This is a genomic window from Arthrobacter sp. CAN_A1 (assembly GCF_015751665.1).
In the GTDB taxonomy this organism is placed as follows: Bacteria; Actinomycetota; Actinomycetes; order Actinomycetales; family Micrococcaceae; genus Arthrobacter_D.
On the sequence record NZ_JADOUR010000018.1, the window covers coordinates 12819 to 32765 of the forward strand.

Here is a 19947-nt window from a genome sequence, read left to right on the forward strand (position 1 = left end):
CGGTCAGGCGGAGCGCTGGCGCGAGATCTCGTACAGGCTGATTCCCACGGCCATGGAGGCGTTCAGGGACTCCATGGCCGAGTCGATCGGGATGGAGACGATCTGGTCGCAGTTTTCCCGAACCAGGCGTGAGAGGCCCTTTCCTTCCGATCCCACCACGAGGCAGACCGGTTCCCTGCCCAGAGTCAGATCGGGAAGAGAAACGTCGCCGTCGCCGTCGAGACCCAGCACAAAGATGCCCTTCTCCTTGAAGGACTTCAGCGTGGAGTTCAGGTTGCCCGCCTTCGCCACGGGGACACGCACGGCGGCACCGGCGCTGGTCTTCCAGGCCGAAGCAGTCATGCCGACCGACCGGCGCTCGGGGACGATCACTCCGTGGCCGCTGAAGGCCGAGAGAGACCTGATAATCGCGCCCAGGTTGCGCGGGTCGGTGATGCCGTCCAAGGCCACGAACAACGGTGCGTTGTTGATGTGACCCTTTTTCCATTTCTGGATGGTGTCGGTGGCGAGGTCCACGGCGTCGGCGTACTCGTACGGAGGGATCTGCAGCATGATGCCCTGGTGCACTGACCCGTCGGCCATCCGGTCCAGTTCGGTCTTGCCGGTCTCCATCAGCGGGATGCCGCGTTCGGTGGCCAGTTTGAGGGACTCGCGGATACGCTCGTCCATTTCGATCCGGATCGCTATGTGCAGCGCTTTGGCGGGAATGCCCGCTCGGAGCGACTCGACCACTGCGTTGCGGCCGGTGACCATCTCTTCGGTGCCCTTGCCACGGGTGTTGCGGGAGGAACCGGGATTGCGGTTCCCCGCGTGTTTGGCCGCGGAACGTTCAGCGAGCTGCTTGCTCTTGTGCGCCTTATGGTACGGGCGATCCTCCGCCTTGGGGGTGGGGCCTTTGCCTTCCAGCGCCCTGCGTCCCAGGCCGCCGGTTCCGCCCGAGGGGCCCTTTTTGCTCTTGCGCACAGCGCCGGGACGTCCGTGAGTGGCCATGAGGAAAACACCTTTGGGTAGAAGATTGGTCACCTCAGTTTACGCGGGGAACGCGGCAGACTTCACCGGCACCTTACCCACGGGGTGAAAGGTTACTTTTTCAGGCTCCAGGAGGCGCCGTCGGCGGTGTCCTCAATGAGGATACCGGCGCTGGCCAGGGCGTCACGGATGGCGTCGGCCTGCGCCCAGTCCCTGGTTTCCCGGGCGATGGTCCGCTGCTCCAACTGGGAAGCGATCAGGGCGTTCAGCGCCACCTGCTCCGGGCTACGGGGTCCCCCTCTGGGGTCCTGCACATCGTCGAGGCCGAGCACCATGGTCATCTTCATGACGTCGATGAACGCATTCCGGGTGGCGTCACTGTCCCCGGCGGCCAGCGCCGAATTGCCTGCCCGGACCGTGTCATGAAGGACTGCGAGAGCCTGCGGGACGTTGAGGTCGTCGTTCATGGCGTCCACGAATGCCTGCGGCGCGGGGCCGGCAACGAAGCCGTACCCGTTTGGGAATTCGCGGGCTGCGGCCTTTGCCACGAACCCGTCGATGCGTTCGACGGCGGCCGCCGCCTCCTGCAGTGAGGTAGGCCGGTAGTCGAGCACCGACCGGTAGTGGGCCTGCCCGAGGTAGTACCTGACCACGCGGGGGCTGGCGAGGTTGAGCATGTCCGCGGGGCTCACCGTGTTCCCGATCGACTTGGACATCTTCTCGCCCTCGAAGGTGACCATGCCGTTGTGCATCCAGTACCGGGCAAACGGATGTCCGGCAGCCTGGGACTGGGCCATTTCGTTCTCATGATGAGGGAACCTGAGGTCCAGCCCGCCGCCGTGGATGTCGAATTCGGCGCCAAGGTACCTGGTGACCATGGCCGAGCATTCAAGGTGCCAGCCCGGCCGGCCGGGTCCCCACGGGCTGGGCCAGGCTGCGGTTTCCGGCTCGCCTTCTTTCCACCCCTTCCACAGCGCAAAATCGCGGGGATCCCTTTTCCGGTCGCTGAACTGGGGTTCGACGTCCGCCGCGCTCTGCATGTCATCAATGTTCTGGCGGGTCAGCGAGCCGTACCCCTTCCAGGAGCGGACGTCGAAGTACACGTCGCCCGAGTCGTCATTCGCCGGGTAGGCGTGCCCCCGGTCGATCAGGAGCTGGATCAGCGCGTGCATCTCGGGGATGTGGCCGGTGGCTCGCGGCTCGTAGGTGGGGCGACGGACCCCGAGGGCGTCGTAGGCCCGCTGGAATTCGAGTTCGTAGCGGTAGGCCAGCGCCCACCACTGTTCGCCCCGCAGCTGGGGCGGCAGGCCGTCGTCGTGCTCGGACTCCTTGGCCCGCGCCAGGATTTTGTCGTCAATGTCGGTGACGTTGCGGACTGTGGTGACCCGATAGCCGCTGGCGCTGAGCCAGCGGGTCAGCTGGTCGAAGGCGATCGCCGAGCGGATGTGGCCCACGTGCGGCATGCCCTGCACCGTGGCACCGCAGTAGTACAGTCCGACTTCCCCCGGTTTGACGGGCACGAAGTCACGGATCTGCGCTGTTGCGGTGTCATAGAATCTCAGGCTCACCGCTTCAGATTAGCTGGTCGGGGTGGCCGGCTTCATCCCGCGGCGGTTTCGGTCCCGCCGCTGACGCGCACGACGACGGCGGTTGCGACCGCCGCGATACCCTCACCTTTTCCGGTGAACCCCAGCCCGTCGGTGGTGGTTGCCGACACGCTGACCGGTGCGCCGGCCGCGGCGCTCAGCACGGTTTCGGCTTCCGCGCGGCGGGGTGAGAACTTGGGCCGGTTGCCGACCAACTGGACCGCCACGTTGCCGATCTCGAAGCCCGCGGCACGCACGATCCGGGCCGCTTCGGCCAGCAGGCTCACTCCCGAGGCCCCGGCAAATTCGGGCCGGTCGGTCCCGAAGTGGGTGCCGAGGTCCCCAACTCCCGCGGCCGAGAAGAGCGCGTCGGCGGCGGCGTGAGCCACGGCGTCGCCGTCGGAGTGGCCGCTCAGGCCGGCCTCACCGTCCCAGCGCAGGCCGGCGAGCCACAGCGGCCTCGGGGCGTCGGCGGGGGCAAACGCGTGGACATCAACTCCGATGCCGGTGCGGGGAAGATTCATGGCTAGACCGTTTCCGTCGGGGTGCGGGTGAGGATCTCAGCGAGCTGGAGGTCCTGGGCGGTGGTGATCTTGAAGGCGGCGTCGGCCCCTTCGACCACGTGCACCGGGATGCCGAGACGCTCCATCAGCATGGCGTCGTCGGTCACTCCGGCCCCGGGGTCCTGGTGGGCGCGGCGGAGGGCTTCGACGGTGAAGCCCTGGGGTGTCTGGACTGCCCGCAGCGTGTCACGGGGTGGGGTGCCGGTCACCAGGGCGTCCTGCACTGTCTTGATGGTGTCGACGACGGGGATCACGGGGATCACCGCGTCGGCGCCGGATTGCAGTGCGGCAACCACCCGGCGGAACACCTCCGGTGGGGTGAGGGCGCGGGCGGCGTCGTGTACGAGGACCAGGGCGGTCGCGGGCGAGAGAGCTGCGAGGCCGGCAGCGACCGAATCGGGGCGCGTTGCTCCGCCGTCGACCAGGCGGACTGGCACGTCAATGGTCACATCAGCGATGGCTTGCCGAAGGGCCGTGTCACCTGCGGGGACGACGACGCAGATTTCGGTGGCCACCCCGGCGTCGAGGACACCGCGCAGGGAGTGGTGGAGGATGCTGCGGCCGGCGACATGGACCTGCGCTTTGGGGATGCCGCGGCCTAATCGCTGGCCGGCGCCGCCCGCCACAATGATGACCCCTACCTGCGCTGTGCTGGGCCCTGGGCCGGAACTGGTTTCTGACACCCCATCACCCTATGCCAGGGGCCGCCGTGGTGGGCTTGTTGCTGGGTCGTCAGCCCAGCGGGACAAGGATCAGGACAAGAAAAAGGGACCGCCCACCGGGCGGCCCCTCGCTCATGCTAGGAAGCTAGTACCTCGTCGAGAACACTTGCTGCCTTCTCTTCGTCGGTCTTCTCTGCAAGTGCCAACTCGGAGATCAGAATCTGCCTCGCCTTGGCGAGCATCCTCTTCTCCCCTGCTGACAACCCACGGTCATGATCACGGCGCCATAGGTCGCGGACTACCTCCGCAACCTTGATCACGTCACCCGAGGCGAGTTTTTCAAGGTTCGCCTTGTAGCGGCGCGACCAGTTGGTGGGCTCTTCAGTGAACTCGGCCCGCAACACATCAAAGACGTGCTGGAGACCTTCCTTGCCCACTACATCGCGCACCCCAACGAGGTCAACGTTTTCTGCTGGAACTTCAATGGTTAGATCACCCTGAGCCACCTTGAGCTTGAGATACATTTTCTCTTCGCCCTTGACGACGCGCATTTTGATCTCTTCAATCTTTGCTGCGCCGTGGTGAGGATAAACTACTGTTTCGCCGACCTCAAAAACCATGTGGACTTTCCCCTTTCCCGCAGATCAGTTTATCACGAATTCGACACGCCGACGGCGTGTTTTCGCAGGTCAGCCGGGACTTAGGGAGATGGGTGACTATGATTCGCCCCTTGACGAATTGACTATTAAGTGATCCACGTCGCTTCAAAAGTGTTCCGCACCGTCTCCGGCGCTCCCTCGCCGGGTTACTTTTCCCGATAGGCTGTAGGCAAAGTTCAACTAGCAGTTCCCCCAAGCTGATCGACCACCGTAGGAGTTTGCGCTGTGAAGAGTGACCGAATCAATCCCCTGCAGCACACCCGGGCCAAGCGAAGCCTGGCTGCTGGTGCGGCACTGGTTGCCGTGCTGGGTGCCACGGGTTGCAGCGTGACCAGCGAACAGGCCACCACCATTCAGTACGCGGCATCCGACGGCATCGTCGACGAGGTTGGCCCCCTGGAACTGCGCAACATCATGATCATCACCTCGGATGAGGGCGAGCCTGGCACCATCCTGGGAACGGTGTTCAACCCGACGGATTCGGCTGTGCAGCTGACCATTGAGGGCGACAACGAGACGGCCGAGATCACCGTTCCCGCCGAAGGAAAGTGGGTCTTCGAGGATGAGACGACCGACGACGGCGTCCTACAGGGTATCAGCGAGATTCCGGGCGCCCTGGTTGACCTGAACTTTGTGGTTAATTCGGAGACAGCCGAGCTTCGGGTTCCTGTCCTGGACGGCACACTTGAGGAATACCGCGAGTACGTGCCGGGCGGCTATACCCCCGATCCCACGCCGACTCCCGAGGAAACCGGCGAAGAGGAAGAGTAAGCCTCAGGACTCGTACTTGTAGCCCAAGCCGCGGACGGTGACCAGGTGGCTTGGGTTGGACGGGTCGGCTTCGATTTTTCCGCGGAGGCGCTTGACGTGCACGTCGAGGGTTTTGGTGTCCCCGACGTAGTCGGAACCCCACACCCGGTCGATGAGCTGCCCACGGGTCAGGACCCGCCCGGCGTTGCGTAGGAGCATCTCCAGCAGCTCGAACTCCTTCAGCGGCATCGGCACGGTGTCCCCGTTCACGCTGACCGTATGCCGCTCGATATCCATCCGTACCGGACCGGACTGGACCGTGCTGGAGACCAGTTCGTCAGGTTCGGCCTGGCGCCGGAGCACCGCGCGGATCCGCGCGACCAACTCCCGGGACGAATAGGGCTTGGTGACGTAGTCGTCGGCGCCTAACTCCAGGCCAACCACCTTGTCGATCTCGGAGTCTTTGGCGGTCAACATGATGACCGGCACGCTTGAGCGTTGGCGCAACTGTCGACAGACCTCGGTCCCCGACTGACCGGGAAGCTGAAGGTCAAGCAGAACCAGGTCGGCGCCGGCCCGATCAAACTCCACGATGGCTGCAATTCCATCGTCCACCACCGCAACCTCAAACCCCTCCCTGCCGAGCAGATAGGACAGCGGGTCACTGAAGGACTCTTCGTCCTCGACGATCAAAATGCGGGTCAAGCGCTCACTCCTTGTTCTCGGGCGGAAGATCCGCCCTGCTTCTCACCGGTGTGGCCGGCTGGCTTTTCGCCGCGCCTGTCGCTGCGCCTGTCACCGGCGACGCCCCGCGTTTCCCCGGGTTCAGCGTCGGTTTCCATCTCCGGCAACCGGACGGTGAAGGTGCTCCCCTGCCCCTGCTGGGACCAGACAGTCACCTCACCGCCGTGATTGGACACCACGTGCTTGACGATGCTCAGCCCCAGGCCAGTGCCTCCGGTCTGGCGGGACCTGGCGGCGTCAATACGGTAGAACCGCTCGAACACGCGTTCCTGCTCCTCGGGGGTGATCCCGATCCCCTGGTCTGTGACCGAAATCTGGGCGAGCCCTTCGCGGGACCGCAGACCCACACCCACCCGGGTGCCCTCGGGTGAATACCGGATGGCGTTGTCGATCAGGTTGCGGAAAGCCGTCATCAAAAGGTCAGGATCCCCGTAGACCGGCTCGTCGATCCGCCCGCCCACCACAATGTCGATCTGCTTGCTCTCGGCGGGCAACCGGTTCCGATCAACCGCTTCGGCGATCACCGCGTTGATGTCGACCGGCTTACCCCGCCGCACCACGTCAGCACCCTGCAGTCTGGAGAGTTCGATGATGTCCTGCACCAGGGCGGAGAGCCGGGCGGACTCCTTATGCATGCGGCGGGCGAACCGGCGGACGGCTTCCTCGTCCTCGGCGGCGTCGTCGAGCGCCTCGGCCAGAAGCGAAATGGCGCCGACCGGGGTTTTAAGTTCATGGGACACGTTGGCCACAAAGTCGTTGCGGATTTCCTCGGTGCGGGTGATTTCCGTACGGTCATCGGCGAGGATCAGGACGTACTCCTCCCCCAGCGACGCCACCCGGGCCAGCACGATGATCGTCCCCTGTCCGAGCGGTCCACGCGGCAACTCCAGCTGCTTCTGCTCGATCACACCATCCCGGCGCACCCGTGCGGTCAGTTCCAGGAGTTCAGCGTGGACGACTGTGTGTCCGCGCACCAGCCCGAAAGCGTACGCAGCAGGGCTGGCCCGCACCACGCCGTCAATGGCGTCCACCACCACGTAGGCCCGACCAATAATGGACAGCACCTCGGCCGCACCCTCGGGCAGGGTTGGCTCGTCCACAAACAGAAGGGAGCGCCGCTGGATTTCGCTCAGCCGGAAAGCAACCATGCCGAAGGTACCCAAAGCGACACCCACCAGTCCGGCGATCAGAATGAGAAGAACGGAATCCACATCCCTAGCTTATGCGTACGGCCGGTGGAGGGCGGGTGTTCCGGTGGCAATAGGGAAGTGGTTCAACTAACGTTCACTCAAAGGTGCATAACAGTTCATCACCGACTGAGACTGTGCTGTGTGGGACTGTGCATAGACGTACGCAGTCATCTCTATGGAAAGGATGCCTCCCGTGCGGAAGGTTTTTCAGGCAGAGCTTCACCAGATCGGTGAACAGCTCATTGAAATTGCACAGCTGGTTTCGGAGGCGATGGACAAAGCGACCACCGCATTCGAGTCAGCTGACACCGAACTGGCCCAGGACGTGATTGCGGCGGACGCACGCATTGACTTTCTTCAGAACGACCTCGACGAGCGTGCCATCGACATCCTCGCCCTCCAGGGCCCCGTGGCCAGCGACCTGCGGATGATCGTGGGGGCGCTGCGGATGAGTGCCTCGCTCGAACGGATGGGCGACCTGGCACGCCACGTAGCCCAGCTTGCGCGGCTGCGGTACCCGGAACATGTCATTCCTGCAGCAATCCGCCCCACGTTCGTGGAGATGGCTGAACTCGACAAGCTGATCGCGACCAAGGTGAAGGAACTCCTTGAGACCCGCAACCTGCAGCTGAGCAACGAGATCTACGCCCACAACGCGCGGATCAACGAGCTCCATGCCGGCGTCTTCAAGTCGATCGCCGCCGCGGATTGGGACGTTTCAGCGCCCATCACTGTTGATGTGACCCTGGCCAGCCGTTACTTCGAGCGTTTCGCCGACCACGGCGTCTCGGTGGCCCGCAAGGTCACCTACCTGGTGACCGGCGAATGGCAGCCCAGCGCGCCGCTCAACTAACCCCTTCCCCCTTCGCCGAGGTGGGGGTGGTGGTGATTCAGCATTACCGACGACGACGGCCGGTCCCTCCGGGGGCCGGCCGTCGTCGTCGTTGTGCGGTAAAACCGGTCGGGCTAGTGCTTGCCCTGGTTGGCGACGGCTTCGATAGCCGCCGCCGCCGCGTCGGCGTCTAGGTAGGTGCCGCCGGCCTTGACGGGGTGCAGGTTCTCGTCGAGTTCGTAGATCAGGGGGATGCCGGTGGGGATGTTCAGCGACGCGATGTCGGCGTCGCTGATGCCGTCCAGGTGCTTGACCAGCGCCCGCAGCGAGTTGCCGTGGGCGGCGATGAGCACGGTCTTGCCCGACCGGATGTCCGGGGCGATGTCGGATTCCCAGTAGGGCAGGAACCGGTCGAGGACGTCCTTCAGGCATTCGGTGCGGGGGATGGAATCGCCAAGGTCCGCGTACCGGGGGTCGTTCGCCTGGGAGAACTCGCTGGAATCCTCGAGGGGTGGTGGCGGGGTGTCATAGGAGCGGCGCCATTCCATAAACTGTGCCTCGCCGAATTCCGCGAGGGTCTGGGCCTTATCCTTGCCCTGCAGCGCCCCGTAGTGGCGTTCGTTAAGCCGCCAGTGGCGTTTCACATCGATCCAGCTGCGGTCGGCCGCCTCGAGCGCCAGGTTGGCGGTGATGATCGCGCGCTTCTGCCGGGAGGTGTACACAATGTCGGGGAGCAGCCCGGCCTCGACCAGCAGTTCGCCGCCGCGGATGGCTTCGGCGCGGCCCTGCTCGGTGAGCGGCACATCAACCCAGCCGGTGAACAGGTTTTTCTCGTTCCACTCACTTTGGCCGTGGCGGAGCAGGATCACTTTGTAGGAAGTCATGAGTTTAGTCTGCCGCATGAGAGCCCGTTAGATCATCTGCCGCACACTTCTGTTACCAGTGAGCGGTTACCAGGGGCCGTAGGGACCGCTGCCGCCGCGGACTTCCGAGACGGCAGGTTTCACGTCGGCCAGGTACACGCAGGCCGCGACGACGGCGACGATCTGCAGCAGCCCGAAGAGTCCAGCGGAGGTGACGAGCACCGTGAGTACGCCGACGGCGGCAGCCCCGCCGGTCATCGCGGTCCAGAAGCCCTTGGTGCGCTTCATGGTGGCCTCGAAGTTGGCGGCGGGTCGCTTCACACAGTCGATGAGCGCCCAGATCTCGATGCCGAGCGCCACCAAGCCGAGCGCCAGGTACAGGTAGTTCCTAATCTCATAAGCGATGTCCACGGGTCAAGCCTATCGGGTGGAATCGCCGTGTGGTCGCAGCGGCGCCAGGGCCTGCTCCAAATCGGCCCAGAGGTCATCTGGATTCTCGATCCCCACCGACAGCCGCACCAGCGACTCCGGAACGGTGACCGGTTCGCCCGGCTGCCGCCGTCGTCGTTCAATCAGTGATTCCACCCCGCCCAGCGAGGTGGCCGGCAGCCAGAGCCGCACGGACGCGATGAGTGATTCAGCGGCGGCGACGTCCGCCAATTCGATGCTGATGATGGAGCCGAAGCCGTTGAGCTGGTCGGCGGCACGCTGGTGGCCGGGATCGTCGGGGAGGCCGGGGAAGCGGACGCGGGTGAGGGCCGGGTGGGACTGCAGTTTGCCGGCGAGGTAGCCGGCGCTGGCCTGCGACCGTTCCACCCGCAGGGCGAGCGTGCGCAGGCCCCGGAGCGCCAGCCATACCTCGAACGGGCCGGCGATGGCGCCGTGCAGGGTGCGGTGTTTGAGGAGTGCCGCGTTGAGGTCGGCGTCAGAGGTGACGAGGGCCCCGAGGACTACGTCGGAGTGGCCCGCCAGGTATTTGGTCACCGAGTGGAGCACCACGTCGGCGCCGAAATCCAGGGGCCGGCATACCAACGGAGTGTTGAAGGTGTTGTCGACGACGACTGTCACCCCGGCGGCTTTCGCCGCGCTGATGATGGTGCGCAGATCGGCTACCTCGAGCATCGGGTTGGTGGGGCTTTCCAGCCACAACAGGTCGGCATCGGACAGGTAATCGAGCACCTGTCCGGTGTCGGCGACGTCCACGGTCCGCAGGGTGAACCTGCCGCGGGTCGCTTCATCGCCGGCCAGGCTCAGCGAACCGGCGTAGGCGTGGCGGGGCATCACGACGACGCCGCCGGTCGGCACCAGCGACAGCGCCGCCGCGGCAGCACCGAGCCCCGAGCTGAAGACGAGCGCCGGAAGGGCGGCGCCCTCCAGCTTCCCGAGCGCTTCCTCGAACGGGTCCCAGGTGGGGTTGGACATGCGCCCGTAGATGCGGTCTCCGGCGGCCGGATCGACCGCCTCGTGGAAGGTTGATGAGAGCACGATCGGCGGATTGACCGGCGCATCATGCTCCCGGGGAGGGCGTCCGGCGGCCACCACTATCGTGTCCGGGGCGAGCTGGTGGTGGTCGTGGTGGTTCATGGGTTCAGGGTAGTTGGCTGCGGCGCCCGGGTGAAATGTGACCCTCCCGCCCCACCCCAACCCTTTGGGTTGAGTCAACACCTATGACAGGTTTTTGGGCGGAAATCGGTCATAGGTGTTGACTCGACCCAGAGGGGGCGCCGGAAGCGATGCGCCAGGGACCGCTGTCTTGGTGATCCTCGATAGGCTGGGCACGTGAGTACACCATCCCCGCGCCGGACGTCCGGGCTGTTCATCGCCTTCGAGGGCGGCGACGGCGCCGGCAAGTCGACCCAGGCGGGCCTGCTCGCCACCGCACTGCAGGGGCGCGGCCGCGAGGTGCTGCGCACCCGTGAGCCCGGCGGCACAGTCATCGGGGAGAAACTGCGTTCCCTGGTGCTCGACCACGGCCAGGGCGACATTGACCCCAGGACCGAGGCCCTCATCTTCGCCGCCTCACGGGCGGCCCACGTCCACCAGACGATTCTGCCCGCCCTGGAGCGCGGCGCCGTCGTCGTCTGCGACAGGTATATCGACTCGTCCGTGGCCTATCAGGGGGCTGGCCGCGGGTTGGGAACCGACAGCGTCCTGGAGGTCAATCTGTGGGCGGTGGAGGGGCTGCGCCCCGATCTCACAGTGCTGCTCGACGTCGAACCGCTCGAGGGTCGTGGGCGGCGTACCCAGAATGGCGCGGAAGACCGGCTGGAATCCGAACCCGACACGTTCCACTCGCTGATCCGCAGCGCGTTCCTCGAACGTGCGGCGGCAGACCCGGCCCAGTATCTGGTGCTGCCCGCCCGGAAACCGGTCGATGAGCTGGCCAGCGCCATCCTCTCAGCAGTTGAGGGGTATCTGGCGTGAGCGTCTGGACGTTTTTGATGGGCCAGGAGCAGGTGGTTGAGCAACTGCAGCGCGCTGCATCCGCGGACCAGCCAAACCACGCGTGGCTGTTCACCGGACCTCCGGGATCCGGGCGGTCCAACGCTGCACGGGCTTTCGCGGCGGCCCTCCTGTGCGACAGGGAACGGTTGGATGAACGCGGCTGCGGGGAGTGCCGGGCCTGCCGGACCGCGCTGGCCGGTTCCCACGCGGACATCACCAACGTCACCACGGAAAAGGTGACCATCAGCATCGACGAGGCGCGTGAACTGGTCCGCAAGGCACAGGACAAGCCGTCGACGGGCCGCTGGCGGGTCATCATCGTCGAAGACGCTGACCGGATGCAGGAGCGCAGCACCAACGTGCTGCTCAAAGCTATTGAGGAGCCACCACCCCGGACGGTCTGGTTGCTGTGCGCGCCGAGTCCCGGCGACGTGCTCGTCACGATCAGATCCCGGTGCCGGGCCGTCAACCTGCGCCTGCCGCCGGTCAAGGATGTCGCTGACCTGCTGGTCCGGCGGGATGGCATCGACCCGGCACTGGCCGAGGCTGCCGCTCGGGCGGCGCAAAGCCACATCGGCGTCGCCAAGCGGTTGGCTACCGACGGCGGCGCCCGCGACCGCAGGAACCAGATTGTCCGGCTACCGCTGGATTTGAAGACCGTCTCGGGGGCGATGAAAGCAGCCGCGGACCTGGTCAAGCTCGCTGAGGCGGAGGCTCTGAGTTCCTTCGAGCAGCGGGATGCGCAGGAGAAGTCGGCACTGCTGGCCACCCTTGGCGCGCCGGAAACCGGTACCCTGCCGCCGGCCATCCGGGGGCAGGTCAAACGCCTTGAGGATGACCAGACCCGCCGGGCCAAACGGTCGAAGAACGATTACTTCGACCGCGCACTCACCGACCTGACATCGTTCTACCGGGACGTGCTGATGCTGCAGGTCTCCAGCGGCCGGGACCTCGTCAACGAGCCCCTGCGGCCCGAGCTGGAGGCGTTCGCGCGGAGGGGAACCCCTGAGGGGACACTGGTGCGGATTGAGGCGATCAACAAAGTGCGGGACCGGATCGTTAACACCAACGTCGCCCCGTTGCTCGCCATCGAGGCGATGGCAGTCAGCCTCCTCCCCGAAAAGGATTACACCGCGTGAGACATCCCCTCCCCCGCCGTCTGGCCTCGGCCGCCGTCGTCCTCTCCGGCGCACTGGTGCTGTCCGGGTGCCAGCTGTTGTCCCCGGGATCCGGCGATGGCCCGGACACCGGCGTCGATGCGGCGGGCCCTGAGGTGGTCGGCGAGGTTCCCGCCGAACTGGAGGACTTTTACACGCAGGACGTGGCCTGGGAGGTGTGCGAGGAGGACTTCGCGTGCGCCACCATCGAGGTTCCGCTGGATTACGCTGACCCCTCGCGTGAGTCGATTGACATCGCGCTGATCCGTAGCGACGCGACCGGCGAGGCCCAGGGCTCAGTGTTGGTGAATCCGGGTGGGCCGGGCGGCTCCGGGGTCAATATTGTCAGGGATGCGCTGACCTTCGTCACCAGCGACCGGCTGCGCGAGGCGTACGACGTCGTCGGGTTCGACCCCCGCGGGGTGGGCAAGTCCTCGGCGGTGGACTGCCAGACCGATGAGGAGCGCGAAGCAGACCGGTTGGAGTACCTGGAGCCGGGGATTTCCGACGCCGAAGCGCTCGAGACGCTCACCCGTGAGGCCGAGGAGTTCGCCGCCCTCTGCGCCGAACGGACCGGCGAACTGCTGGGCCACGTTGACACGGACAGCGCGGCCCGGGACCTGGACATCCTGCGGGCTGCGGTGGGCGACCGGCAGCTGAATTATCTCGGCTTCTCTTACGGCACCGCGCTGGGCGCGGCCTATGCCGAGCTATTCCCCACCAACACCGGCCGCCTGGTTCTCGACGGGGCGGTGGATCCGTCGTTGAGCAATGAGGACATCACGCTGGGTCAGGCCCGCGGCTTCGAAGCAGCGCTGCGCACCTACGTAGCTGACTGCCAGCTGGCCGCCGACTGCCCTCTGCCCTCCGGGGTCGACGAGGGTGTGACGGTGATCCAGGATTTGTTCCGCTCGGTCGAGGAAAGCCCGATGACTGCCTCGGACGGCCGGCTGGTCACCATCAGCACCTTCTTCTCCGGGTTCATCCTGCCGCTGTATGACAACAACAACTGGAGCCTGCTGACGGGGGCCATCGACCAGGCGCTGCAGGGTGACCCGTCGGCGATGCTGCAGCTCGCGGATCTTGCCGCCGAGCGCGAACCGAACGGCAGCTACGCCACCAATAGCACCGCGGCATTCACGGCGATCAACTGCCTCGACTACCCGATGGCCAGCGACCCCGCCGAGTTGGAGGCCGACGCCGCCGACCTCCTTGAGGCCTCCCCCACTTTCGGGCCGTATCTTGCGTACGGCGGGGTAACCTGCGACGCGTGGGCGTTCGATCCGGTGCTGGAGCCTGCCCCGGCGTCGGCCCCCGATGCCGCACCGCTGTTGGTTATTGGCACCACCGGAGATCCGGCGACCCCGTACGACTGGTCATTGGCGCTGGCCGACCAGTTGACGACGTCGGTCCACGTCACATGGGACGGCGAGGGGCACACCGCCTATGGGCGGGCCGGTGACTGTATTGGTGACCTCGTGGATGCGTACTTCGTCGACGGCACTGTCCCTGAGGACGGCGTGCGCTGCGACTAGGGCCCCGGCGTCAGCCGCTTTGACCTGCACGCGGCTGCTCTTATACAGTTGACGCTTGTGGATTGGGCCGCGCCAACGCGCGTCCCGTGAAGCTTCAGCCTCCTTAGCTCAGTCGGTAGAGCGTCTCACTCGTAATGAGAAGGTCGCCAGTTCGACTCTGGCAGGAGGCTCCGGAAATGCCTCTAGAACCCGCGGATTCTAGGGGCATTTTGTTTCCAGCTTGACAGATCCTTGAGCTTCGGCATTCCCCGCTTCTTCGACAGATTCCCGACGTAGCCGTCACTTTTTCGTCACCTTCAACTTGGCCGCGGTGATGCTGATCCGCCTTACCTACCTCCTGAATCGCCGCCTCCAGTTGTACCTGCAGGGCTGCACCGCGCCGTGTGAAGGTTGATCGCCGCCCGACACCACACACCGGTTCGGACTCAGCCCAGTGATAGGACTTGGCGTCGCCGATTGTAAGCTTGGCCTGATCAGAGGTTAACTACTCGAATCTAGATCACTAACTGGCGCCGATGAATTGGGGACATACGTGGCCATCCTTACCGATACTGAGTTAGTTCTCGGACTAAGCAGGCACCTTGCTGCTTACCAATCCGGACCCGAGAAGGCCGCTCTTGAACAACTTGAATTCGCTGGCTGGATATTCGACATGTCTTTCCGCCTCCGCGGTAGCACGACGAACAGCCCCGCACGGGTGACCGCAATTGGGCGAGATGTCGGCATCGGAGCCCGAGGACTTCGAGACGTCCTCGGCTCGATGGAAGCACTTGGATGGGTCGCTGTGCAACGTAACAACAAGCAAGAAGCAGTTGCAGTTGTGGAAACCATCCCAGCTGCGAACACGCTAGTTGCATCGTGTGACCAGGTTCTTCGGGTGCTGATGGTCTCAGCTTCCGATCGTGCTGCACTAGCCGTTCTTCGCGCTACCTCCATTCAACCGCTGCTACGCGATGATGCGTTAGAAGCTGCTTCCTCAGCTGAGGGAGTGACCGAGGACCCCCAAGCTGCAGAAGATGCAATCCGATACCTCAAGTACACGGATTTGCTCCGGGAAGTTGAGACCGACGATGGGCGGGTCGTGCTCTACAACCCAAAGATTTGGACGCAGGGCGACGAAATAGTACAGGCCGCCTTACGAGCGGCTGACGCCCGCGGGACACAGGAGGTTGGCGCCCTCCTAGAAGAGCTTGCCGATGCTCCAGGCAAGCCAGAAAGCGAAGTGACTGCTACTGAGAAGAAGTGGATTGACTTCGCCGTTTCCCAAGGGCTAGTGCAGCGTTCAGTCATTCAAACATCCGACGGCAACGAACGCGGTTTTCTCTTTTCCCCGCATTTGGGACGTGATCCTTTTGGAGGTACGGCGGGAGATGCATCAGGTCAGGTACGTCAACTAGTAGGGTCCATGGTCTACGCGACGACATTCGCCGCTTACAAACTCTACGATCCTGCGCGGTTCCTCCGTGCTTTGATCAACAGAGGAGTGGCAGGAAATGCTTCTTCGATAGGTACCGACTATCCGATGCTCGAAAAAGCGGGCATCGTCAAGGTCATCGGCGGCGACCAATCCGACCGCTACCAACTCGAACTTCTTCAAACCGAAGTAGCAGAGGACGCCCTGACCCTGCTGACTTCGCGAGAGACCGCCAACGGCGCCTACCAGCAGAGCGCAACCGCTCTGCAAGGCCAGAGATCATACGTTCACACGGATCAAGAGCGAGCCAAGCTGGCTCTGACCTCTGAGCGCGACCAGGCGGAGGAGATGCGCCTCATTTCAGCGCTCCGAGACATACCGGTTCGTCGAAGCATGGGGAACTCCTAGTGGAGGGCGGCGCGACGAGCAGCCCAAACGTCGGTAGGGTAAAGCCCGGCGCCCGCAATAGTAGGCCGCGGAATCGTAAGCGCACCGACCCAGAACCGGGCACCAAACCTCAGGAAACTGATGGGGGCGTCTTCGAACGCCGGGTAGCCCGGTTGGAATTCGCAGAGGGCGCCTTCGTCCGACTTCGAGTACCAGTATCGGCTGAAGGAGCTGAACAGGGCCGCGACGTGTTGACTGATATCGACATTCTTTCTATCGACGTCGATTCACGCCTGCGTTCAACGCGAGCAAGCCTGGAGTGCAAGAGTGGTAAGGGACAAACCGGAGAGCCGTACACCCTTGTGTGGCTGGCGGGCTTCCGGCAACTCCTTACCCTTGATCGCGTTACGCTCGTTCGACAGACCGTTAGCAGCCGCGGACGAGCGTTAGCCCGGAAACTTGGCATTGGGGTGCTTGACGAGAGCGCGCTAGCGATGCGTGAGAGCGCTCATGCCTGGCTCCCGGACCGCTTCGCCCATGTTGACGGAGCAGCCTGCGTTTCCGCGGAAGCTCGTACGGATACGCAGCTCAAAGGCCTTCCTGACCTACCCACGTCGGTTACCAAGTTCCTACGTGGAGGAGGCCTCTTGGCCGACGCTCCAGCGTTGCTTGCTGCCGTTCGCTCTTTCGGAGCTTCAGTCGAACGACAAGGAGCCATTCCTGAGCCGGCGGCGTCAGTTCTCTCGTCGCATGCGCTAATAGCAGTCATCCTCGCCGCCCTTCAAGACGCAGGAAGACTAGACGAGATACCCGCAAGCGCTCTCAAGGAGAGGCTCGCTCGCGCCCTAACCACAGGCAACCCCGACGACGAGTACCTGCTACCGCTCTTGGATCGCGCTGACGAGCTTGTTCAGTACATCCAAGATCGCACACATCGACAGTATGTAGACGCCGGAGCCGAAGCTATAAGAACGCCCTATCCATCACTGAAGCAGATCATCGCGGAACCACCGGCCTACCTAGATGACTACGTGGACTTCGTCGAGCGCCTCCGCGCAAATCCAAGTGTCGCAAGAGAGCTACTACAAACCGCAGAGCTGCTGTGTTTCGACGCCGCTCTTGGAGACGAGGCGTGGCGGGCTCCTGCCTTCGACCATCTGATGACCATGGAACACCACGGGCTCTTGGCTGTAGCTGTTCGGTGTCTTCGCTCTGTTGCTGGTTCGCAGGTTGCGAACTACCTCGACGAGGTGACCTCCTTCCGGAACAAGAGAGAAGCTCCTACGTTTGTTGACCGAAGGATTGCGCCTTCTCCTCTGAGGCTTCAGCCTCGAGAGGAGTCTGAGCCCACTGACCACGTTCAGCGACGCACGCAGGAACCTGGTCCCGAGCAACCTGCGCTGATGGGCATGGAAGACTTAGCGGAGCAAGAGGACGGATAGGGCCGACCAGAAGCTAGACCCTAAAGACGGGTAATGCAGTCAAGGTAGCCGCGATAGGGCTGAAGTGAGTCACACGACGGCGAGGTGAAAGAGAATAATGAGAAGAATCTCGGCGGAAGCCTACGAGGCGCTTGCCGATGCACTTTCGAAGCTGTTTTGGTTCAAAGCGGCCCTTCAGAGGTATCTAAACATCGCTATGCGTGATCACACCGAACTGCTCATCGCACTTCCATTCGACGAAACAAAGCGAATCGTTTCTCAGGAGCTTGTCCAACGACTTCTTCGATCGGAAAACCGCTACCGCGAGTTAATTCTCTCCTTCATGGTGGAAGTTTCGAGCTGGGAGGAGTTCCCCAACCTGCTCCTAGCAAAGGACCGCCCGGAGTTGGTGCCTGAGGCTGAAGCTGCCGTCGCCCGTTTGGCCCGCGTCATCAAACCTTGGATAGCCGAGGAAACAGAAGCCGCGAAGATTCAAGACCGGGCTAAGCGTCAGGCTTCTGCCCGCCAGCTTCAGGAGGATGAGCGCAGTAGGGTCGAGTCTCTGAAGCAAGAATTTCTTGCTCTCGGCTCAGCCCCCAATCCTCAGCAGCGGGGTCGCGACTTCGAACGTCTGCTGGTCCGACTCTTTGATCTTTACGACTTCCAACCTCGATTTGCATATAGCGTCAAGTCTGACCAAATAGACGGCTCCCTCAGCTTCGACAGTAACGACTATATCGTCGAGGCCAAGTGGACAAAAAAACCTATTGAAAAGGGCGAAGGAGACATCTTCGCCGCAAAAATACTCCGCTCAGGAAAAAACGGCTTGGGTCTTTTCGTAAGTAACGCTGGGTTCTCATCAGGCTTCAAGGATACTTTTTCGAGATCCACACCCTTCATCACGATGGACGGCACAGACATGTACGCGGTCCTAGACAGTCGCTGCCGACTCGACGACCTGCTGCGCGCAAAGAAGCGACATGCAAACGAAACGGGCAGCTGTTTCCTGCCCGTGTCGGAATTACATTCCTAAAGGCCGCGTGTTATCTCTCCGGAGGGGCAGCAACGTCGTGGAGCGCCGAAAAAACCCGCACAAATCATTCCGATTCACAGCCGGCTAAAGCCACGGACCCAACTGGATGTATTAGGCTGGCCGTCGTTTGTCTTTCGACAGTCTGCCAATTTCGAAGCAGGCCTAGGCCGCCTAGACAGCTCGCCATGGTTGGCAAAACAGTGTTCGCCGCACCTGCTGATGCTGTGTCAAGAGAGCAGCCAACCCCATGAATTTCTCCAGCCAAATGACGTCACCATCCTCCGTTCCATGAATGCTCGGCCCATGTAGAGACAATAGAAAATTATTCTTAGATACAGTCGGTAAATCTTTAATATAATTAAAGGCCACTACCCCTCTCATTCGCATTAGCGCTTCCGAGGCTTCCTTGGGGATAGGTGGCGGACTTTGAATTTCCCACATCTTTCTCTTCATTGCTTCGACTCTGGTCAGCTCCCTCCCCCCCCACGCTTCGATCCTTTTTCTTTCTTGGTCTGCCCTCTCAAACTTGCTCTTTTCATGCTCCTCAAGAATGATCGAGATCTCTTTCCGAATCTCGCGCAGTTGTTTGATAACGGATAAGTTAGATGGCAATTCTAGCTCTCTGACAGGAAGTGCCAACTTCTGCACCGACTCAATTCCTCCTCGTAGGACAGCCATTGAGATACTTCCAACTGACTCATGGGCATTTAGATAGCGAATAGCGTCGATGCCCTGATCAATTAAGTCTGCACTTGTGATCTTTGCTGCCGGAGAAGTATTTTCATCGCGCCAGCATGACTCGATTTCCAAACCTTCGCGAAGGCCAACTCGGAATAGGTAGAACTGTTGGTCTTGGGCGTCCTGTTCCCTCATGCGACGCAGCATAGATTCAAGAGCCGCCTCGTAAGTTCCAATGTGAAGCGCCTGATTCTCGTGAATGAGACGATATGCGTCTAGCTCTTCGTCTGACATACGCACTCGCTCCAGAAAATGCTCGACCACAGACGTTTCGAGCGGTTTTTCGGAAGCGGGCCAGTCAAACTGGTCCGTTGTGTGATACCAAGCGAGTCGGGACACCGCTCTATCGCACAGCGCCAAGTCATTTGGATTCCGCAAGGCTATCGACGAAGGACCCAGGTCGATCGCCCCGTGGCAATTGGAGCATGTGGATCCGGCGGCAGCATTGGCCGCATACTCCTCGGCTGTAAGCCACTGCTCAGTTGAGCATGAGGGGCACTTCACTCGGTAGCCATGGGCAAAATTGACTGTCCGTTCAATCAGCATGATGCAAGTAATACGCCAGAAGCGCTGCTACCGCCAATGCCCCGAGGCGCTGGGGTCGGGCTTTATGCAGCGACCCTTATGGAGTGGGATCCTGCTGCGACCGAGAGAGGCCTGGCGGAGCGCTCCAAGGGCAGTGCTATTCCCAGCACTCGTTTGTGCATTGTTGTTGGTTACGAAAGCGCATATATGGCCGGGGCGTGCCAGGAGCACCCGGCATGACAACCCTAGAATGACTGGATGAACATGCAACAGGGACTTGACCCAGAAAATCAAGGCATGCGCTGGCTTCCTCTCGGTATTGACTCGGATGAGGCTGTGGCGGAGTATGACGCGCTAAATGACGGTTTACCCGCTTGGTTAGCCTCGATCTTTCATGAGGCGTGGTTTCCGGTGTGATCGGGGCTTACTGGCTGTCCGATGGTCTGATTGTGGCATCTGGGTGTGACGATTCGG

General features: G+C 62.7%; 20 protein-coding genes and 1 tRNA gene. 10 read left to right on the plus strand and 11 right to left on the minus strand.

Going from position 1 to position 19947, the window contains the following annotated elements:
- Window positions 1-3: 3 nt before the first annotated feature.
- The 5 genes from rlmB to IWX62_RS15310 all read right to left on the minus strand — a co-directional run bounded on the left by rlmB (window position 4) and on the right by IWX62_RS15310 (window position 4400).
- On the minus strand, window positions 4-990 hold the full coding sequence (rlmB, locus tag IWX62_RS15290) for a 23S rRNA (guanosine(2251)-2'-O)-methyltransferase RlmB (RefSeq protein WP_196842278.1): 987 nt from the start codon (window positions 988-990) through the stop codon (window positions 4-6).
- 92 nt (window positions 991-1082) lie between these two features.
- Complete coding sequence (gene cysS / locus IWX62_RS15295) at window positions 1083-2537, minus strand: cysteine--tRNA ligase (protein WP_196842279.1); 1455 nt, start codon at window positions 2535-2537, stop codon at window positions 1083-1085.
- 32 nt (window positions 2538-2569) lie between these two features.
- Window positions 2570-3079: a 2-C-methyl-D-erythritol 2,4-cyclodiphosphate synthase gene (gene ispF, locus IWX62_RS15300; RefSeq protein ID WP_196842280.1), complete on the minus strand. Its 510-nt coding sequence runs from the start codon at window positions 3077-3079 to the stop codon at window positions 2570-2572.
- Window positions 3080-3081: 2 nt separating this feature from the next.
- Window positions 3082-3801 (minus strand): 2-C-methyl-D-erythritol 4-phosphate cytidylyltransferase, encoded by a 720-nt coding sequence (ispD, locus tag IWX62_RS15305; RefSeq protein ID WP_196842281.1) that lies wholly within the window; start codon window positions 3799-3801, stop codon window positions 3082-3084.
- Between the two features lie 116 nt (window positions 3802-3917).
- Window positions 3918-4400 carry a CarD family transcriptional regulator gene (locus tag IWX62_RS15310; RefSeq protein WP_026551934.1) on the minus strand — a complete coding sequence of 161 codons (483 nt, stop codon included), beginning with the start codon at window positions 4398-4400 and terminating at the stop codon, window positions 3918-3920.
- Window positions 4401-4664: 264 nt separating this feature from the next.
- Between IWX62_RS15310 and IWX62_RS15315 the strand changes: the two genes are divergently transcribed.
- Window positions 4665-5210, plus strand: a complete 546-nt coding sequence (locus IWX62_RS15315; RefSeq protein ID WP_196842282.1) for a hypothetical protein — start codon at window positions 4665-4667, stop codon at window positions 5208-5210.
- Window positions 5211-5213: 3 nt separating this feature from the next.
- Here IWX62_RS15315 and IWX62_RS15320 read toward each other — a convergent pair whose 3' ends face one another.
- Window positions 5214-5894, minus strand: a complete 681-nt coding sequence (locus IWX62_RS15320; RefSeq protein WP_196842283.1) for a response regulator — start codon at window positions 5892-5894, stop codon at window positions 5214-5216.
- Complete coding sequence (locus IWX62_RS15325; RefSeq protein ID WP_442859272.1) at window positions 5891-7081, minus strand: sensor histidine kinase; 1191 nt, start codon at window positions 7079-7081, stop codon at window positions 5891-5893. The genes IWX62_RS15320 and IWX62_RS15325 overlap by 4 nt, the downstream gene beginning before the upstream one ends.
- 235 nt (window positions 7082-7316) lie before the next feature.
- Between IWX62_RS15325 and phoU the strand changes: the two genes are divergently transcribed.
- The gene (gene phoU / locus IWX62_RS15330; RefSeq protein ID WP_196842285.1) at window positions 7317-7976 is read left to right on the plus strand and encodes a phosphate signaling complex protein PhoU; all 660 of its coding nucleotides are present in this window, start codon (window positions 7317-7319) and stop codon (window positions 7974-7976) included.
- Window positions 7977-8089: 113 nt separating this feature from the next.
- Here the strand turns inward: phoU and IWX62_RS15335 are convergent, their stop codons facing one another.
- From IWX62_RS15335 to IWX62_RS15345, 3 genes are all read right to left on the minus strand, one after another.
- On the minus strand, window positions 8090-8839 hold the full coding sequence (locus IWX62_RS15335; RefSeq protein WP_196842286.1) for a phosphoglyceromutase: 750 nt from the start codon (window positions 8837-8839) through the stop codon (window positions 8090-8092).
- A gap of 66 nt (window positions 8840-8905) precedes the next feature.
- Window positions 8906-9229: a DUF2516 family protein gene (locus IWX62_RS15340; RefSeq protein WP_196842287.1), complete on the minus strand. Its 324-nt coding sequence runs from the start codon at window positions 9227-9229 to the stop codon at window positions 8906-8908.
- 9 nt (window positions 9230-9238) lie between these two features.
- Window positions 9239-10402, minus strand: a complete 1164-nt coding sequence (locus tag IWX62_RS15345; RefSeq protein ID WP_196842288.1) for a trans-sulfuration enzyme family protein — start codon at window positions 10400-10402, stop codon at window positions 9239-9241.
- A 195-nt stretch (window positions 10403-10597) separates the two neighbouring features.
- Here IWX62_RS15345 and tmk point away from each other — a divergent pair, with 195 nt between their 5' ends.
- From tmk to IWX62_RS15380, 7 genes are all read left to right on the plus strand, one after another.
- Complete coding sequence (gene tmk, locus IWX62_RS15350) at window positions 10598-11242, plus strand: dTMP kinase (RefSeq protein WP_196842289.1); 645 nt, start codon at window positions 10598-10600, stop codon at window positions 11240-11242.
- Window positions 11239-12402, plus strand: a complete 1164-nt coding sequence (locus IWX62_RS15355) for a DNA polymerase III subunit delta' (protein ID WP_196842290.1) — start codon at window positions 11239-11241, stop codon at window positions 12400-12402. Before tmk ends, IWX62_RS15355 begins: the two co-directional genes overlap by 4 nt.
- Window positions 12399-13955, plus strand: coding sequence for an alpha/beta hydrolase (locus IWX62_RS15360; RefSeq protein ID WP_196842291.1), 1557 nt, complete (start codon window positions 12399-12401; stop codon window positions 13953-13955). The genes IWX62_RS15355 and IWX62_RS15360 overlap by 4 nt, the downstream gene beginning before the upstream one ends.
- Window positions 13956-14052: 97 nt before the next feature.
- Window positions 14053-14125: transfer RNA gene (locus IWX62_RS15365), tRNA-Thr, on the plus strand.
- Window positions 14126-14487: 362 nt separating this feature from the next.
- On the plus strand, window positions 14488-15777 hold the full coding sequence (locus IWX62_RS15370) for a hypothetical protein (protein ID WP_196842292.1): 1290 nt from the start codon (window positions 14488-14490) through the stop codon (window positions 15775-15777).
- A gap of 626 nt (window positions 15778-16403) precedes the next feature.
- Window positions 16404-17198 (plus strand): hypothetical protein, encoded by a 795-nt coding sequence (locus IWX62_RS15375; RefSeq protein ID WP_196842293.1) that lies wholly within the window; start codon window positions 16404-16406, stop codon window positions 17196-17198.
- 97 nt (window positions 17199-17295) lie between these two features.
- Window positions 17296-18210 carry a restriction endonuclease gene (locus IWX62_RS15380; RefSeq protein ID WP_196842294.1) on the plus strand — a complete coding sequence of 305 codons (915 nt, stop codon included), beginning with the start codon at window positions 17296-17298 and terminating at the stop codon, window positions 18208-18210.
- 171 nt (window positions 18211-18381) lie between these two features.
- On the opposite strand, the gene IWX62_RS15385 is transcribed toward IWX62_RS15380, so the two are convergent.
- Window positions 18382-19494 (minus strand): hypothetical protein, encoded by a 1113-nt coding sequence (locus IWX62_RS15385; protein ID WP_196842295.1) that lies wholly within the window; start codon window positions 19492-19494, stop codon window positions 18382-18384.
- A gap of 237 nt (window positions 19495-19731) precedes the next feature.
- On the opposite strand from IWX62_RS15385, the gene IWX62_RS15390 reads away from it, so the two are divergent.
- The gene (locus IWX62_RS15390) at window positions 19732-19890 is read left to right on the plus strand and encodes a hypothetical protein (RefSeq protein WP_196842296.1); all 159 of its coding nucleotides are present in this window, start codon (window positions 19732-19734) and stop codon (window positions 19888-19890) included.
- Window positions 19891-19947: the final 57 nt, after the last annotated feature.

Coding starts and splice junctions, on each gene's coding strand:
- IWX62_RS15345 (WP_196842288.1), bottom strand. CDS start 10,402: ATGAACCACCACGACCACCACCAGCTCGCCCCGGACACGATAGTGGTG.
- IWX62_RS15390 (WP_196842296.1), top strand. CDS start 19,732: ATGAACATGCAACAGGGACTTGACCCAGAAAATCAAGGCATGCGCTGG.
- rlmB (WP_196842278.1), bottom strand. CDS start 990: ATGGCCACTCACGGACGTCCCGGCGCTGTGCGCAAGAGCAAAAAGGGC.
- IWX62_RS15335 (WP_196842286.1), bottom strand. CDS start 8,839: ATGACTTCCTACAAAGTGATCCTGCTCCGCCACGGCCAAAGTGAGTGG.
- IWX62_RS15385 (WP_196842295.1), bottom strand. CDS start 19,494: ATGCTGATTGAACGGACAGTCAATTTTGCCCATGGCTACCGAGTGAAG.
- IWX62_RS15310 (WP_026551934.1), bottom strand. CDS start 4,400: ATGGTTTTTGAGGTCGGCGAAACAGTAGTTTATCCTCACCACGGCGCA.
- ispF (WP_196842280.1), bottom strand. CDS start 3,079: ATGAATCTTCCCCGCACCGGCATCGGAGTTGATGTCCACGCGTTTGCC.
- IWX62_RS15380 (WP_196842294.1), top strand. CDS start 17,296: ATGAGAAGAATCTCGGCGGAAGCCTACGAGGCGCTTGCCGATGCACTT.
- IWX62_RS15325 (WP_442859272.1), bottom strand. CDS start 7,081: ATGGTTGCTTTCCGGCTGAGCGAAATCCAGCGGCGCTCCCTTCTGTTT.